Genomic DNA, 16,025 nt, shown 5'->3' on the forward strand with positions numbered 1-16,025 from the left:
TTACTATAAAAAAGTAAGCAACTTAAATGACATTTAAGAAGTGATTTGTTAGAATAACGTTAAGAAAAACAAAGGAGGAATTGAAGATGGCTGTAAACGTAACTACAGATCAAACCTTTGAACAAGATACTGCAACTGGTGTCGATTTAATTGATTTTTGGGCAACTTGGTGTGGTCCCTGTCGGATGCAATCACCAGTAGTTGATGCACTATCTGATAAGATGCCCGATATTAAATTTTTTAAGATGGATGTTGACCAAAATCCAGAAATTGCACAAAAATTCCGGATTATGAGTATCCCTACATTAATGGTTAAGAAAGATGGCAAGGTAGTAGACCAAATCATTGGTTATCATAGTGAAGATCAATTAAAGCAAATTTTACAACAATATGTTGATTAGAAAAAAGCTGGAGAAAACTTTTTGTTTTCTTCCAGCTTTTTCGTATTTTAAACTTATTTTTTATCTTTTTTTCGTCGCTTTAGTAGTGAATGACGAGTTTCTTTTTTGGGGGCGTCTTCTTTTTCGTCAGGGCGATCAACAGTGATGAATGTTACCATCTCAGATCGTTCATTATCAGCTGAACTTTGTGGATCATTTTGAATCAAAATATCAACATAATCACGGTGACGGTCAAAGATCTTTGCCTCTGCAACCGTTCCAAGTTGAAACTCTACTTCTTGAGCAAGAAAACCACACTCTAAACCAAAGGAGGTTTCCTCTTCGTCTCTTTGAATCCGTTCCTTTACAATTACCCCTGATAACCGCCACACTTGAGAAGTGTTGCTTTTTTTACGTAAAGCTAAACGGCCAAAGCCAAGTTGATTAGTGAGATATACTAGATCCTCGGCTGTAGCAACAGGATATACTCGAGCGAGATCTTTACCAATCCAATATAGCATCTCATCGGTTTCTTTGCCTAGGATGGCTGGTAAAATCACGTCGCGCATTGTTCCAGCCCCTAGCCCTTGATGACCGGCTATTAACTGATTATATAATTTCTGACTCATATCCACTCGCTCCTTTTTAACAATCATTATTATTATACGCCGTTTGTAAAATTAAGTTAGAAAAATAGAAAAGCCATTTGTGGTAGACTTTTAAATACCCCTAAACAAAAGAAAGGAAACCACAAATGACTTACACCCATCTTACCACAAACGAGCTGACAATCATCGCCCATTCTTTCGTGCAAAAGCTTAAAGCGTACCGAGTGGCCCAAATGATCAACCGTTGCGCCGAAACCGTTTATCGCGTTTATCGTTACCTGGAAACCGGTGCCTCAATTGCTGATTATCAAGATCACTATATGCGCAATAAGCAACGTTGTGGCCGAAAACGTACTCAGTTGTCACTGGCTGAACTCACTTATATCAACGACAAAATTGCCCAGGGGTGGACGCCTGATACCATTATTGGGCGCGCTGAGCGCCCAATTAGTTGTAACCGGCGAACTCTTTACCGGATGTTTGAACGTGGCCAGTTCGGCTTCGATGTCCGTTCCTTGCCGATGCGAGGTAAGCGGCACCCGAATGGCTATGTCGAGCGCCGTGGGAAGGCTGGCCAATTGGGGCGAAGTATTCACGAGCGTGCCAAGGACTTTCCACACTATGCCACTGAATTTGGGCACCTTGAAGCTGATACCGTCCAAGGCAAAAAGCACCAAGGGGCGGTAATGACCCTGACCGAACGCCAATCGAAGGTCGAAATTGTACTCAATGTGCACGAAAAGACGGCTGATGCGATTAACCAACACTTAAGTCAGTGGCTTCGGAAATTCCCGCGGCACTTCTTCAAATCGATTACCTTTGACAACGGAAAAGAATTCGCCGGCTGGCGCGAGATTACCAATCAATTTGACCTTCACACTTACTTTGCCGAGGTTGGTGCTCCCAATCAACGAGGGCTGAACGAAAACAACAACGGTCTTTTACGCCGGGATGGCTTAACGAAACAGCTAGATTTCCGCAATCTTCCTGATGAATTGGTAACCCAACTGATGAGTAAGCGAAATAACCTGCCCCGTAAATCACTAGGCTATCGAACTCCATATGAAGTATTCATGTCTTACGTCACTGATGAGCAACTATTTTCTTTCTAACTTAAATTGACATTTCGGGATACTTAAATTTCAAGATCTTAATAGGGTTAAACCTGAAAAACTTGCAAAATCTTATGGAGAAAAGGATAATATAGTTTCAAGGTTTTAAACGTTTTAATGAATTAACGAGGTGAAGAGAATGGATAAACGACCAATCGGGGTTATGGATTCAGGGCTAGGCGGCCTATCTGTAACCCGTGTACTTCGTGAACAAATGCCCCGCGAATCTGTAATTTTTGTGGGTGACCAAGGGCATTTTCCATATGGAACTAAGACAAAAGAACAGATCCAGCAATTAGCATTACGCATTGGAAAATTCTTGTTAAAACAAGATGTAAAAATGATGATAATTGCATGTAATACCGCAACTGCAGCAGCTCTTCAACTTCTTCAAAATGAATTACCAATTCCAGTAATTGGGGTAATTGAACCAGGAGCCATGGCTGCTACCCAACATCATTATAAAAAAATTGGGGTAATTGGCACCGAATCCACTATTAAAAATGGCGCCTATGCTAAAACGTTAGCTAAACTCAATCCTGCTTTAAAAGTTATCAGTTCTTCCGCCCAACCACTGGTCCCAATTGTTGAACATGGGCAAACAGGGACAGCTGAAGCACAAAAAGCTGTTGATGCTGAATTAAAAGTATTTGATAATCAATCGATTGAAGCTTTGATCCTTGGATGCACTCATTTTCCGTTTTTACAAAAAGAAATTCATAATAAATTAGGATCTAATGTTCAGTTAATTGATCCTGCATTCGAGACAATCAGACAGACAAAGGAATTATTAACTAGTGAAAATCAATTGAGTGATGATTTAGCATCAAGTATCGACCTTTATTCAACGGGAGATATTAAAGACTTAGTTGCTGGTGCACAACAATGGTTACCGAATGGCTACAGCAAGTGTGCACATATTCAATTAAACGAGGAAGGTTAAAATGAAAACAATCGTAATTGCAACAAAGAATGCTGGGAAAGCGCGTGAATACCAAGAGATGCTTGCTCCCCTAGGAATTGAAGTAAAAACATTAGCCGATTTTGCACCAATAGCAATTAATGAAAATGGTAAAACATTTGAAGAAAATGCAACAATTAAAGCCACTACAGCTGCTAATGAACTTCAATTACCTGTTATGGCGGATGATTCGGGATTAATGGTTGATGCCCTTGGCGGTGCTCCAGGAGTACGTTCAGCAAGGTATGCTGGTGATCATGACGATGCTGCTAATAATGCTAAACTCTTATCGGCATTAAATGGGGTACTTGATGAAAAAAGGACTGCTCACTTCCATACTACCATCGTTGGAATTAAGCCTGATGGGACAAAATTAGTTGCTAATGGCCGAGTTGATGGTCATATTCTTCATCAACTCACGGGAGAAAACGGTTTTGGCTATGACCCGCTTTTTTATGTCGATGAATTAGGCAAATCAATGGCCCAGTTAACAGCAGGCCAAAAGAATCAAATTAGTCATCGGGGACGAGCATTACGGTCATTTATGAAGCAATTTAATGATTGGTGGAAATAGAAAATGAAGATATTAGTTGTAAGTGATAACCATCGAGAAGAAAAAATTTTGACAGAGATTGTTCAAGAAATGGGGGATCAGGTTGACCTAATGATTCACTGTGGGGATTCAGAATTAGCTCCTGATCAGGAACCAATGAGCAATTTTAAGGCAGTGAAAGGGAACAATGATTATGGTTTGTCGTACCCTAATGAGTTGGTAATTAATGCTGGTCAAGAGCAGCTCTATATCACTCATGGTCATTTACAACGGGCCAATTTTTCTCTTACCCCTCTGATGCTTACCGGCCAAGAAAAGGGAGCCTCTATTGTGTGCTACGGGCATACTCATCAATTAGGAGCCGTTTATGACCATCAAATGCTAATAATTAATCCTGGGAGTATCAGTTTTCCTCGTGGTGAATATGCTAAACTCGGGGGAACCTTTGCAATTATTGATGCACAGTCTGAGCGGTTTATTGTAGATTATTATAACCGTCAGATGGAAGCTGTTCCTGGATTACATTGTGAATTCAGTCGTCAAAAATAAAGGAGTGTATTTTTTGTGATTGATCAGCGTTTACGGACCTTATTGCTGAAAAATGAGCAGAAGTTTATGATCCCCGCCAGCTTAGTCGCGATGGTAAACCAAAGTAATAGTTTAGATCATGCATTCTTAGTTCTTACTAAGGATCGTTATGCTAAAATTATTGTGGTTGACAATAAAAACCATTATTGCGGTCAGATTTCATTGGCAATGATTACTGACCAATTATTGGAGACAAAGCGGATCAATGTGGAACGCTTAAATGAATTAACGGTCAGGGATGTGATGCAAACCGATGCGCCGGTTATTCAAGATCCAACTGATATCGAAGAAAATTTACACCTCTTAATTGACCAGTCGTTTTTACCGGTGGTGGACGATCATAATTACTTTTGCGGAATTGTGACGCGTCGTGAAGTATTAAAGGCGGTCAATTATACAATGCATACTTTTGGAAAATAATGAAAGTGGCTGTGACATAAGTTGAGTTACTCTCATAAAAAACAAATAGCGTAGTACAACAAAGGCCTCCAGCGCCCGGTAAAACCGAATGTTGGAGGCCTCTTTTTATCGTTCATTTTTAATTAATTGGTTAATAGTCTGCAAGACGCCATCATGATTATTATCAATTGTGGTGGTGTGGGCAGCTTGCATTTGAATAATTGGTTGTGCATTCTGCATTGCGTAGCTTTGACTCGTCATCGCTAACATCCCGAGGTCATTTTCATTGTCACCAAACGTAACAATTTCATTTGCCTTTAAATTAAAGTGGGACTGCAAAAGGGAAAGAGCGTTTTGTTTAGTTGCAGCAGCATTACCGATTAAGTCAGTATTAAAGCCTGAATTTTCCATGATTAAAGATGGCGGTAAGTAACCATCTAAGGTTGTTGCAATTTTTTTAAGATCGATATGATTAGCAAAATTAATCGATATCTTGGTAAAATTTTCAGTTGGTCGTTGAGTGAAAATCTGCCGGATATCAGGAATACGCTCCACATTTTCATAAAAAAGTTTCACAATATTGAAATCATGAGCACTCATCCCCTGATCGACATAAGATTTTTCACTAGTAGAGATTACTAATTGATTAATATCTTGCGGACCATAGAAACGGTCAAGAACATGAATAACTCGGGCTAAAGATTCCTGATTAATAGGAAAAGATTTAAATAATTTGCTTCCTAAATGGATAACTGATCCGTTTTGCGAAATAAATCCCATCTTGGCGGTGTAGTCTTTAAATTCACGTTGCAATCGTGGAAAACTGGATCCACTAGCAGCGACAAAGTAGATATTATGGCGTTCAAGTTGGCGAAAGACCTTTGCGAATAAAGAATGATTGTAAGTATGGTCGTCTCGTAAAAAGGTTCCGTCCATATCAGTAGCGATTAATTTAATGCTCATTAGGTGCTCCCTCCCAGGCAATTGGAATATTATTTGTTCGTAATTCTTTAAGATATGCTGCCAAAAAGCGACTAGCGACAGTTGATTGTTTTCCACTGACTGCTGTTATTGTCACGCGAAAAACGAGCGCACCGTCTGGAGTAACGACTGGTCCGACAATAACTGGTTTTAATTGTAGTGCCTTTGTTTGTGGCACTAGTTTTTTATTAACTTGCGTAACAATTTCTTCTACCTTGTTAAGCGGGGTCTTCGAAGTAATCCGAATATCAACGTTGCTGACCATATTATTTCGTGAAAGATTTTGCACAATGGTAATGTTACGGTTAGGAATAAAATTAAGTGTCCCATCGGAACTAGTAACTTGCGTAGTACGAATTCCAAGCGCGGTTACTGTTCCTTTGATTTGACCAATTTGGACAGTATCGCCAACGTCTAATTGTTGCTCAAGTAGGATGAAAAATCCAGTCACGATATCACTAACAAGGCTTTGCGCACCAAGCCCCAATGCTAAACTAAAAATTCCGGCTCCAGCAATCAGAGTGCCCACTGGAACGCCAATTTCTGATAATATAGCGTACAATAAGAAAAAATAACAAGTATAACGGTAAATGTTTAAGACAAGGGTTTTTACCGTTGCCATTCGGTTGCTATTTTTTAGCACATTGTATTTTTTTGATTCTTGAAAAAGGTGGACAATGATAACCCGTCCTACCCATAAAATCATTAAAAATAAGACAAACGTAACGATAATTAAAAGAAATTTACTTAAAAGCTGTTGTGAAATTTCGTGCCAGGATAAATCTGTAAAAGCTTTTTTTAATTGTTCCGTTTGTTTTGATGTAAGTGAAGTGGCACCAGTGATCATAATAACCTCCTAAAAAATACTAATAAATATTTTAACAGGGAAGATAAGCTTCTGTCGACTACACTAGATTATCGTTTTTATTTGTTTTATGATATTCTTAGTATTGAATAAGTATTTTGAAAACTAAAGGAGGGATTATCAGATGACTTTTGGTCAGTTGGCAGGGTTAATTGCGGCAATCGCATTCCTAATATTAGTCATTTTTGCATGTATCCTGTTGAATCAATTGAGTAAGACAATGAAAGAAACAAATAAAAGTATTTCAACTTTAACGCGGGATGTTCATTATCTTAGCCAAGAAATGGAGGACGTGCTAAGTAACACGAATACATTGTTAGACGATATTAATCATAAATCAGAACAACTAGATCCGGCGGTTAAAGCAGTTGCAGATGTAAGTCAGAGTGTTTCAGAAGTGAATGCCTCACTTCAAGAAATGGTCGAGAAAGCCCGGCTGCACCGCGAGAAGCGACAATTTGACCGGAGTATTTTTAAGTTTGCAGGAAAGACGCTTGTTTTAGATGCTTTCAACAAATTTAGACAGCATCGGAAGCAAAAGAAAGGAATGACAAATAATGAGTAAAAAGTTACTTGCTGGGATATTATTAGGTGGAGCTGCAACATATGCCGCATGGAAGAAAATGGCACCAGCTAAAAAAGAAGCATTGAAAGAAATCGTTGATGAAAAGATTAATAAAGTTGCTGATTATGTGACTGATTACACCTTAGACGCATTAGATATTGTTGATGATCTTATGAGTGATTCTAACTTGAACGATAAGGTGAGCGGCGCTGCGGATGCTGTTAATAATGTTAAGGGTAAGGTAAAAGATAGCGCCAATAAAGTAGTTAATCATATGACTAATGATGACTTTGATAAGCAAACTGCTGATATTCGTGAGGAATTAGCGAAGAATAAAGAAGCAGATGAAGATAATAACGATATTATTATCGATGCTACTAGTGATCAAAAGCCAGCATCTACTGAAGACGATGAAGCAGATCAAGCTGATGCTAAGATAGCCAATAAATAAGTAAATAAAAAAGCTGAGAAATTTCTCAGCTTTTTTATTTTAATGAGGGAAAGTTAGCAATTCTTTAGTTGTATGCGTAAATGGTTCGCAACCATCTTCTGTAATATGAACACAGTCTTCAATCCGGACGCCGGCAAAACCTGGAATATAAATGCCTGGTTCAATAGAGAAGCACATGCCAGGTTCAAGAACTAGCTGATTTCCTTCCATGATTGATGGAAATTCGTGTTCACTGCTGCCCATTCCGTGCCCAAGCCGGTGAATAAAGTATTCGCCATAACCGGCTGCAGTAATGATATCACGAGCGATCTTATCTAATTCTTCAGCAGTCATTCCCGGCTTCGCAGTATTTTGAGCGGCCAATTGAGCCTCTAAACATACTTTGTAGATGTCTTTTTGTTTGTCATTTAACTTTCTTACAGCCACTGTTCGGGAAGCATCACTAATATAGCCATCAACAATTGTTCCTAAGTCAAAGAGGACGAGCTGATTATTTTGGATTTTATTACTGGAGGTAGCTCCATGAGGCTCGGCAGCATGAGGACCAGCTTGAACTAGAGTATCAAAACTCATTTTATTAATCCCGTGTTGCTTAAGAGCGTATTCTAAATCGGCAGCAACTTCTTGTTCTGTTTTACCAATTTGAATTGCTTCGAATCCTACTTTAAAAGCGAAATCAGCCCATTTTCCGGCTTCATTTAACTTAGCGATCTCATCATCGCTTTTAATCATTCGCATTTTTGCTATCAAAGGAGAGAGATCAGTATTAAAATGGGCATTAGGGAGGACTTTTTCTAAAGCACGAAGACGGTCAACAGTTAGTGATTCTCCCTCAATTCCCCAGTTAATTGGTGAACCAGCGTGATTTTTGATGTGTTCAGCAATAAGCTCAAAAGGTTTTTCGTGATCTAAGTACCCATATACCGGATATTTCCAACCAGTATCCTTTATTGCTTCTACTTCAAGCGCTGGGGCAAACAGAAATGGCTCACTATCGGTAAAAAAGGCTAGTGCTAATACCCGTTCTACTGGATCACTGTAGAAACCAGTTAGGTAATTAATGGTCATTGGATCACTAATATAAGCAGCATCTAATCCTTTTTCAGTAAGAGCGCTTTGTAATTGATTAAGTTTTGTCACTGCATTCACTTCCTAAAAAAGATTGCGAATATTATAACATATTGTTATGAAAGTAAAAAAATAATGAAGAACGTTTGCTAATTAAAACTAAATCTGCTATATTAACTAGGTTATGAAAAAATATGAAAACAGATTATACCAATAAAGAAAGGGCTATCTTATGGAAAAACAATCAGTAACAATTTATACGGTTGCCCGAGAAGCTCGTGTCTCAATGGCCACTGTTTCACGGGTAGTAAATGGCAATCCAAATGTAAAGCCAGAAACTAGACAAAAAGTTTTAGATGTAATTAAGCAGCTTAATTATCGTCCTAATGCAGTTGCACGGGGATTAGCTTCTAAAAAGACAACGACTGTCGGGGTAGTTATTCCTAATATAACTGATCCATACTTTGCGGAATTAGCATTGGGGATTGATGATGTTGCTTCAATGTATAAGTACAATATCATTTTAACTAATTCTGATTCTGATGATGAAAAGATTCTAAAAGTGGTGCGGAGCTTGCTTGCTAAACAGGTTGATGGACTTATTTTTATGGGTCATGATGTTTCTGATGATCTGCGAAATGAATTTGAAAGCACAAATACACCAGTTGTAGTAGCTGGTTCTGTTGTTAATGATGATACTTTACCAAGCGTTCGGATTAACTACCAAGCAGCTGCCAAGGAAGCAACAGAATTTCTGCTAAAGCATGGTGATCAACAAGTCGCCTATATTACTGGTCCATTACGATACTCAATTAATGGTAAAGACCGACTCAATGGATATAAAGAAGCATTGACAAATAATAATGTGGCATTTAATGATTCATTAGTAATTGAAACAAACGGGTCTTATCAAGCAGGATATGCAAAGGCACAAGAAGTTATCGAAAAGGGCTTAAAGGCTGCTTATGTAACAGATGATAGTTTAGCTGCGGGGCTCTTGAACGGGCTTACAGATGCTGGTATTAGTGTTCCAGCTGAGTTTGAACTAATTTCTTCCAATGACACTAATTATACAAAGGTTGTCCGGCCGACAATTACTTCAATCACTCAACCCCTTTATGATCTTGGAGCCATTTCAATGCGGTTGTTGACAAAATTAATGGATGGCGATGACAGCAATGATGATGAAAAGAATGTTATTTTAGATCATGGCTTTATTGAACGCCAATCAACTCGTAAATAGGTTGTGATTTGTTGTGACAACCCGAAGTGAATTGCGAGCACAACGACAAGAAAAAGTTGAGAAACCAGTAGAAGAAACACCGAAAAAGCTTCATTTTCTATACTGCTTATGGGGTGTAATCTGTGTGACTTTACTCGGGCTAACATTACTAATTAATTCGACACTCTTAAATGTTAACTTTGTAAAAGAAGAAGTTACAAGTTCGTCGCTTGAATCAGTTATGTTAAGTCAGGTTAACAGCAGTCTAACTCAGTACGGGATTTCAACTTCTGTCTTAAAGAAAAGTGATACTGACAAGCTAATTAATCAGGCAATTGATCAGGTATATGCAGGTGAAAAAATTAATCTTGACCTATCATCTATAGTTAATAATGTGGGCACATCTGTTAATTCCCAATTAACTCAATATGGTTTGTCGACGTCCATGTTACCAGCAGGCAGTTCTTCAGCAATTACTGGTAACATTAATTCGGTGGTTAACAGTCAGTTAAATACTCCCGAAGTTGCACAGTTAATTAATGGGATTAAAATTGCTAAAACGGTTATTAATATTATTTTAGTGATTTCAATTATCAGCCTCGTTCTATTGATTTTTAAGGGGTTATGGCAGCATCACTTAATTGGTAGTTTTAGGTGGATTTATCTGTGGGGAACTGTTTTATATACAGGAATCGTTATGACTATTCATGCGATTGCTCTTCAAATGGGTGCTGGACAACCAGACATAAGCCCCTTTATTTCCCAGGTTGCCAATGATTTTCAGCAGACTGGATTTCATGGTTCAATGATGCTGATTGTTATTAGTATTGTGTTATTTATTCTGCAATTTGTAAAACGAAAATGGCAACCTCACCGTTAGTGTAAGATTTTCATAGGTTGGATGAATAATTCATCTGGTCGTGGAAATCTTTTTTGTAGACCAATTTACTTATTTACAAAAAAAGAAAAGACCAGTAGCCTTTAGTGTGTCGAATACTAAGCAAAGGCAGGTCTTTCCTCATGGATATTTTAACAGAAATCGAGCAGAATTTGGTGAAATCAGGCAGTTTATTTGAAGCTGAACAGATTATTTTAAAAGGGGTATTGGAGTTAGGACAAGTAATCATGCAAAACTTTTTGGAAAGCTTAGATCGAAGCTTAAAGTCCCAAGCTCCAGCGAACTATCAAGTAATCAATAAACAGCCACGGACGCTTAACTTTATCTTTGGCCCGGTGACTTTTCAACGACGGTATTATCAGGCTGGGACAAAGAAACGTGAATTTTACTTAGACCAACAATTAAAAATTAAACCACGTCGTCGTTTATCGCCGCACTACTTAATGATGATGGCTAAGATTGCCCAAACAACTACAATGCGTAATACTGCCGACATTTTGAACCTTGTATTTGACAGCGGAATTACTGCCGATTCGGTAATGCACGCCGTGCATGAGTTAGGAAATCAGGTAGCTAAACAAACTCAAGCAAAAGAACACCAAACTACTCCTCGCCATATGCCTAAAAATTTAACTATTGAGGGTGATGCCTTTATGATTAAAGGCAAAAAAGAAGCAGGTCAGCTGACTCTTGTGCACCATTATCGGGTTTATGAGCGAGTAGCTAATCAAATCATTAATCGGCATGACTTTCTCAGTGTTGGGCACCAAGGACGGCTTGAAGCACGACTAAGTGATTATTTAGACCGCCATTATAAGCTTGCCGGTCAAACGATCTTTTTGGCCAGTGACGCTGGCCCAGGTTACGAACCAGCTAAGCTATTAAGTCTAGTTCCTCAAGGTGCACATGGTGAATACTTTCTCGACCGCTATCATTGCTTACAGAAAATTGAACATACTTTAGGTCATCACAACGAATTAGCTATGCGAGCAATTAAAGCGGTTCGCCATCATGATCAAGCAGAGCTAACGATAATTTTAGATACTTATGAATCACAAAACTTAACAGAAAAACAAGCAGACGACCTAATGCGTTTAAGAAAATATCTACAGCGAAATTGGCGGTACATCCTCTCGCCACAAATGCGTGGATTTAAGGATATTCATTTAATCGGTTCAGTCGAAAGTTCTCACCGGGCTTTTACTTACCGGATGAAGAAACAGGGCAAGTCGTGGACTGAGCAGGGGGCTAAGGCCATGATTGGTTTAATTGAAGCCCGAATGAATGGTGAACTGCAAGCTAGTTTAAATACGATCCTAGAACAATTAACAGTTCTTCCTCGAGTGGCTCAAACCAGCCTATTACAGGAAATACATATTCGAACTGGAGAGTTTCTAAGAAAAGCACCGACAAAGCCGTCAATTGGAGCAGTACAAGGAATAATTCCGATTAACACGGCCACAAGTAGACCAATGGGACAACTTTTTAAGGCACTAACCCACTAAAACTGTATATTTAAAGGCTACCTATGAAAACTTGACAGATACAACCTCACCAATAACCTTGAATTAACGATGAATATTTGCTAAAATTTATCTGTTTGTATTACATTAATAAAGAAAAGAGGAGTCAGTAATGTCAGGACATTCAAAATGGCATAACATTCAGGGACGTAAGAACGCCCAAGATGCTAAGCGTGGTAAGATTTTCCAAAAGATTTCACGTGACTTGTACCAAGCAGCTAAAGCAGGTGATCCTGATCCAGCGAACAACGCTCAATTACGGCTTGTAATCGATAAGGCACACGCGGCCAACATGCCTAAGAAAAACATTGACCGTGCTATTGCTAAAGCTTCAGGTATTGGTGGAGCTAAGTTCGAAGAAGTTACTTATGAAGGTTATGGACCAGGTGGGGTAGCAGTAATGGTTTCTGCTCTTACTGATAACAAGAACCGGACTGCATCTGCTGTTCGTTCAGCATTTAGTCACTCTGGCGGTTCATTAGGTGCTAGCGGATCAGTTTCATACATGTTCGACCGTAAAGGATTAATCGAAATTCTTCGTGATGGTCTTGATAAGAGCGAAGATGATATGTTAATGGATGCTTTGGATGCTGGAGCTGAAGATATGAAGGCAACTGAAGAAAAGTTCCAAATCTTCACTGATCCAAGTAGCATGACTGATGTTCGTGATGCTCTTCAAGGACAAGGCTACGAATTAGATACTGCTGAAGTTACCATGATCCCTCAAAACCGGACCGAGGTACCTGCAGATAAGGCAAAGCAATACCGTCATTTGATTGATGAATTAACAGAAAACGATGATGTTGCTGATATTTACGAAACTGGTATTTTATCAGACGAAGATGACGATGAAGAATAATTCAATCATTGTTATTAGAGGCTGGGAATTAACTATTAAATTCCTTCCTCTGAATATTAAAATCCGAACCATAATTTTTGATTTTCCAGAAATTATGGTTCGGATTTTTCCTTTTTCAATTAATTTTGTCCCTGCTTGAGCTACTAACTTTCCCAATTTTGTTAAATTCATAGCCATTAGTGTAAATCCGGTGTCATTTTCCACAGCGCGTTGCCCACGTAAATGTGTTCGGCGTACGCCAAAATCCCTCTTCATGTGACCGAAAACGGGTTCAACGTCGTACTTACGTTGACGATAAATTGCCTTACCTTCGTCACTTGAGAGGGTTGCTTTAACTTTAGCTTTATAGTAATTCCAAGTTGGATTAACTTGCATATAGCGTTGACGTCCACTTGGTGTTTTCGCTAATTGATCTAATTGTACTGATAATTGATGTTTATCTGCCCGATAAAGTTTAAAATCACGTTTAAATCCATATTTATCAATTCTTCGACTGTAACGATAAAAACTAAAACGAACTCCTAGATGGTCAATGTAATAATCATCTTCGGCATTATATTGCCAGTTTTGTGATTTAGTTGGATCAGTTTTGTATTTTCGTTTCTGTTCCTTTTGGTAAGTCGTATATGGAATAACAGGCTGTTTTTCAAACTGATCAATAATTGTCGTGTAATTATATTCACTACCATACCCTGCATCAGCCACGATATGATCAAAGAAATCTAAAGAATGAAATTGAGCAAGAAATGGTACTAATGTTCTAGTATCTGTCGGATTAGAATATAAGGCATAATCAAGAACAAATTGATTGTGGGTAGCGATTTGTAAGTTGTATCCAGGTTTCAATTCTCGGTTTTTCATTGGATCTTCTTTCATACACATGAATGTGGCATCATGATCTGTTTTTGAAAAGCTATTGCGGCCCTTAAAAATATCTTCTGCTTCTTCATACTTATTAGCACGAGGTATAAAGTCTTCTTTTAATTGTCGACGAATCTTTTTTAAGAAACGGCGTCGTCGTTTCTTAACTGAACCACCCTTGATTACTTTAGGTTCTTGAGCTATTTCTTCATTCAATTCACTGATTTTATCATCAATATTTTCAGCCATAAGAGCCATTCCATTAGCGGTTTCCACTAGTTCTGGACTCATCGCTTTAACTACCCGTTTTTCGACTAAATCTTCGTAAAGTTTGATTGTTTTTTCTTTTAATTTTGCATGATATTTTTCAACAGCTCGACGCCAAGTAAATGAATACTTATTGGCATCTGCCTCAAGCTTTGTCCCATCAATAAAGAAAGCATCACTTTGAATTAGTCCGTGATCCTTTAATGCCATCGTAAAGTACACAAAAGAACGTTTGATTAAATTATTAGCGTGTTGACTTTGGCGAAAATTATTAATTGTATGGTAACTATAGGTATGATCACGTGCCAACCAACGCATTGGTAAATTCTCTTCAAGCATCAACTCAATTTTCCGACCAGAATAAGTTTGACGTGAATAGGCAAATAATAAAATTTTAAGCATAATCGCTGGATGAGAAAGTGGGCGACCGGTAGTCGCTACTTTGTCATCCAATAAAATTTCTTGTGGAATCGAATCTACAAAAGCATCAATCATACGTACAATATGTCTTGATGGAACATTATAATCATAATTTAGTACGAATTCTGTTTGCACTGTGATATAATTTTGATACATGAAAATCGCTCCTCTTTGTTTGTTTTTAGGGGTAATTACATCATATCAGGAACGATTTCCTGTGTACATAAAAATCCGTACAATGAATCTTTGTAGAATTCATTGTACGGATTTTTATTTTCAACTAGGAGTTTTTTCCCGGCCTCTTTTAGTTCGCCGTTTGTAAAATTAAGTTAGAAAAATAGAAAAGCCATTTGTGGTAGACTTTTAAATACCCCTAAACAAAAGAAAGGAAACCACAAATGACTTACACCCATCTTACCACAAACGAGCTGACAATCATCGCCCATTCTTTCGTGCAAAAGCTTAAAGCGTACCGAGTGGCCCAAATGATCAAACGTTGCGCCGAAACCGTTTATCGCGTTTATCGTTACCTGGAAACCGGTGCCTCAATTGCTGATTATCAAGATCACTATATGCGCAATAAGCAACGTTGTGGCCGAAAACGTACTCAGTTGTCACTGGCTGAACTCACTTATATCAACGACAAAATTGCCCAGGGGTGGACGCCTGATACCATTATTGGGCGCGCTGAGCGCCCAATTAGTTGTAACCGGCGAACTCTTTACCGGATGTTTGAACGTGGCCAGTTCGGCTTCGATGTCCGTTCCTTGCCGATGCGAGGTAAGCGGCACCCGAATGGCTATGTCGAGCGCCGTGGGAAGGCTGGCCAATTGGGGCGAAGTATTCACGAGCGTGCCAAGGACTTTCCGCACTATGCCACTGAATTTGGGCACCTTGAAGCTGATACCGTCCAAGGCAAAAAGCACCAAGGGGCGGTAATGACCCTGACCGAACGCCAATCGAAGGTCGAAATTGTACTCAATGTGCACGAAAAGACGGCTGATGCGATTAACCAACACTTAAGTCAGTGGCTTCGGAAATTCCCGCGGCACTTCTTCAAATCGATTACCTTTGACAACGGAAAAGAATTCGCCGGCTGGCGCGAGATTGCCAATCAATTTGACCTTCACACTTACTTTGCCGAGGTTGGTGCTCCCAATCAACGAGGGCTGAACGAAAACAACAACGGTCTTTTACGCCGGGATGGCTTAACGAAACAGCTAGATTTCCGCAATCTTCCTGATGAATTGGTAACCCAACTGATGAGTAAGCGAAATAACCTGCCCCGTAAATCACTAGGCTATCGAACTCCATATGAAGTATTCATGTCTTACGTCACTGATGAGCAACTATTTTCTTTCTAACTTAAATTGACATTTCGGGGTTTTAAATTTTTTAGTGCATTTTTAGAATTTATCCGTATTTAAATAATAGGGAGGTTAAA

18 protein-coding genes are annotated in these 16,025 nt (G+C 38.8%); 13 read left to right on the top strand and 5 right to left on the bottom strand.

Going from position 1 to position 16,025, the window contains the following annotated elements; genetic code table 11:
• Positions 1-86: 86 nt before the first annotated feature.
• Positions 87-401, top strand: a complete 315-nt coding sequence (trxA, locus tag SH603_RS04085; protein ID WP_321534131.1) for a thioredoxin — start codon at positions 87-89, stop codon at positions 399-401.
• Positions 402-454: 53 nt separating this feature from the next.
• Here trxA and SH603_RS04090 read toward each other — a convergent pair whose 3' ends face one another.
• The gene (locus tag SH603_RS04090) at positions 455-1,009 is read right to left on the bottom strand and encodes a YslB family protein (RefSeq protein WP_035154250.1); all 555 of its coding nucleotides are present in this window, start codon (positions 1,007-1,009) and stop codon (positions 455-457) included.
• Positions 1,010-1,134: 125 nt separating this feature from the next.
• Between SH603_RS04090 and SH603_RS04095 the strand changes: the two genes are divergently transcribed.
• The 5 genes from SH603_RS04095 to cbpB all read left to right on the top strand — a co-directional run bounded on the left by SH603_RS04095 (position 1,135) and on the right by cbpB (position 4,622).
• A complete protein-coding gene (locus tag SH603_RS04095) occupies positions 1,135-2,100 on the top strand; it encodes an IS30 family transposase (RefSeq protein WP_321534132.1) in 966 nt (321 codons plus the stop codon).
• Positions 2,101-2,239: 139 nt separating this feature from the next.
• Positions 2,240-3,043: a glutamate racemase gene (gene murI / locus SH603_RS04100; RefSeq protein ID WP_169471817.1), complete on the top strand. Its 804-nt coding sequence runs from the start codon at positions 2,240-2,242 to the stop codon at positions 3,041-3,043.
• A 1-nt stretch (position 3,044) separates the two neighbouring features.
• Positions 3,045-3,635: an XTP/dITP diphosphatase gene (locus SH603_RS04105; protein WP_113896638.1), complete on the top strand. Its 591-nt coding sequence runs from the start codon at positions 3,045-3,047 to the stop codon at positions 3,633-3,635.
• Positions 3,636-3,638: 3 nt separating this feature from the next.
• Positions 3,639-4,163 (top strand): metallophosphoesterase family protein, encoded by a 525-nt coding sequence (locus SH603_RS04110; protein WP_169471815.1) that lies wholly within the window; start codon positions 3,639-3,641, stop codon positions 4,161-4,163.
• A 15-nt stretch (positions 4,164-4,178) separates the two neighbouring features.
• Positions 4,179-4,622 (top strand): cyclic-di-AMP-binding protein CbpB, encoded by a 444-nt coding sequence (gene cbpB, locus SH603_RS04115; protein ID WP_321534133.1) that lies wholly within the window; start codon positions 4,179-4,181, stop codon positions 4,620-4,622.
• A gap of 105 nt (positions 4,623-4,727) precedes the next feature.
• On the opposite strand, the gene SH603_RS04120 is transcribed toward cbpB, so the two are convergent.
• Positions 4,728-5,564, bottom strand: a complete 837-nt coding sequence (locus SH603_RS04120) for an HAD-IIB family hydrolase (RefSeq protein WP_169473352.1) — start codon at positions 5,562-5,564, stop codon at positions 4,728-4,730.
• Positions 5,554-6,429, bottom strand: coding sequence for a mechanosensitive ion channel family protein (locus SH603_RS04125; RefSeq protein WP_153701164.1), 876 nt, complete (start codon positions 6,427-6,429; stop codon positions 5,554-5,556). Before SH603_RS04125 ends, SH603_RS04120 begins: the two co-directional genes overlap by 11 nt.
• A gap of 142 nt (positions 6,430-6,571) precedes the next feature.
• On the opposite strand from SH603_RS04125, the gene SH603_RS04130 reads away from it, so the two are divergent.
• Both SH603_RS04130 and SH603_RS04135 read left to right on the top strand, forming a co-directional pair.
• Positions 6,572-7,012, top strand: coding sequence for a DUF948 domain-containing protein (locus SH603_RS04130; protein WP_113896634.1), 441 nt, complete (start codon positions 6,572-6,574; stop codon positions 7,010-7,012).
• A complete protein-coding gene (locus SH603_RS04135) occupies positions 7,005-7,463 on the top strand; it encodes a hypothetical protein (protein ID WP_169473354.1) in 459 nt (152 codons plus the stop codon). The genes SH603_RS04130 and SH603_RS04135 overlap by 8 nt, the downstream gene beginning before the upstream one ends.
• Positions 7,464-7,502: 39 nt before the next feature.
• Here SH603_RS04135 and SH603_RS04140 read toward each other — a convergent pair whose 3' ends face one another.
• A complete protein-coding gene (locus SH603_RS04140) occupies positions 7,503-8,603 on the bottom strand; it encodes a Xaa-Pro peptidase family protein (RefSeq protein ID WP_321534134.1) in 1,101 nt (366 codons plus the stop codon).
• Positions 8,604-8,763: 160 nt separating this feature from the next.
• On the opposite strand from SH603_RS04140, the gene ccpA reads away from it, so the two are divergent.
• The 4 genes from ccpA to SH603_RS04160 all read left to right on the top strand — a co-directional run bounded on the left by ccpA (position 8,764) and on the right by SH603_RS04160 (position 13,033).
• Positions 8,764-9,774 (top strand): catabolite control protein A, encoded by a 1,011-nt coding sequence (gene ccpA / locus SH603_RS04145; RefSeq protein ID WP_169473358.1) that lies wholly within the window; start codon positions 8,764-8,766, stop codon positions 9,772-9,774.
• Positions 9,775-9,787: 13 nt separating this feature from the next.
• A complete protein-coding gene (locus tag SH603_RS04150) occupies positions 9,788-10,633 on the top strand; it encodes a hypothetical protein (RefSeq protein WP_321534135.1) in 846 nt (281 codons plus the stop codon).
• 140 nt (positions 10,634-10,773) lie between these two features.
• Entirely contained in the window at positions 10,774-12,156 is a 1,383-nt protein-coding gene (locus SH603_RS04155; RefSeq protein WP_321533619.1) for an ISLre2-like element ISLre2 family transposase, read from the top strand.
• A gap of 130 nt (positions 12,157-12,286) precedes the next feature.
• A complete protein-coding gene (locus tag SH603_RS04160) occupies positions 12,287-13,033 on the top strand; it encodes a YebC/PmpR family DNA-binding transcriptional regulator (RefSeq protein WP_169473362.1) in 747 nt (248 codons plus the stop codon).
• On the opposite strand, the gene SH603_RS04165 is transcribed toward SH603_RS04160, so the two are convergent.
• The gene (locus SH603_RS04165; RefSeq protein WP_321534136.1) at positions 13,007-14,737 is read right to left on the bottom strand and encodes an IS1182 family transposase; all 1,731 of its coding nucleotides are present in this window, start codon (positions 14,735-14,737) and stop codon (positions 13,007-13,009) included. The two genes, SH603_RS04160 and SH603_RS04165, sit on opposite strands and share 27 nt — an antisense overlap.
• Positions 14,738-14,979: 242 nt before the next feature.
• Between SH603_RS04165 and SH603_RS04170 the strand changes: the two genes are divergently transcribed.
• Positions 14,980-15,945, top strand: coding sequence for an IS30 family transposase (locus tag SH603_RS04170; protein WP_321533671.1), 966 nt, complete (start codon positions 14,980-14,982; stop codon positions 15,943-15,945).
• Positions 15,946-16,025 lie beyond the last annotated feature (80 nt).

Origin of the sequence: Limosilactobacillus reuteri (genome assembly GCF_034259105.1) — a bacterium.
GTDB classification, from domain to species: domain Bacteria; phylum Bacillota; class Bacilli; order Lactobacillales; family Lactobacillaceae; genus Limosilactobacillus; species Limosilactobacillus reuteri_G.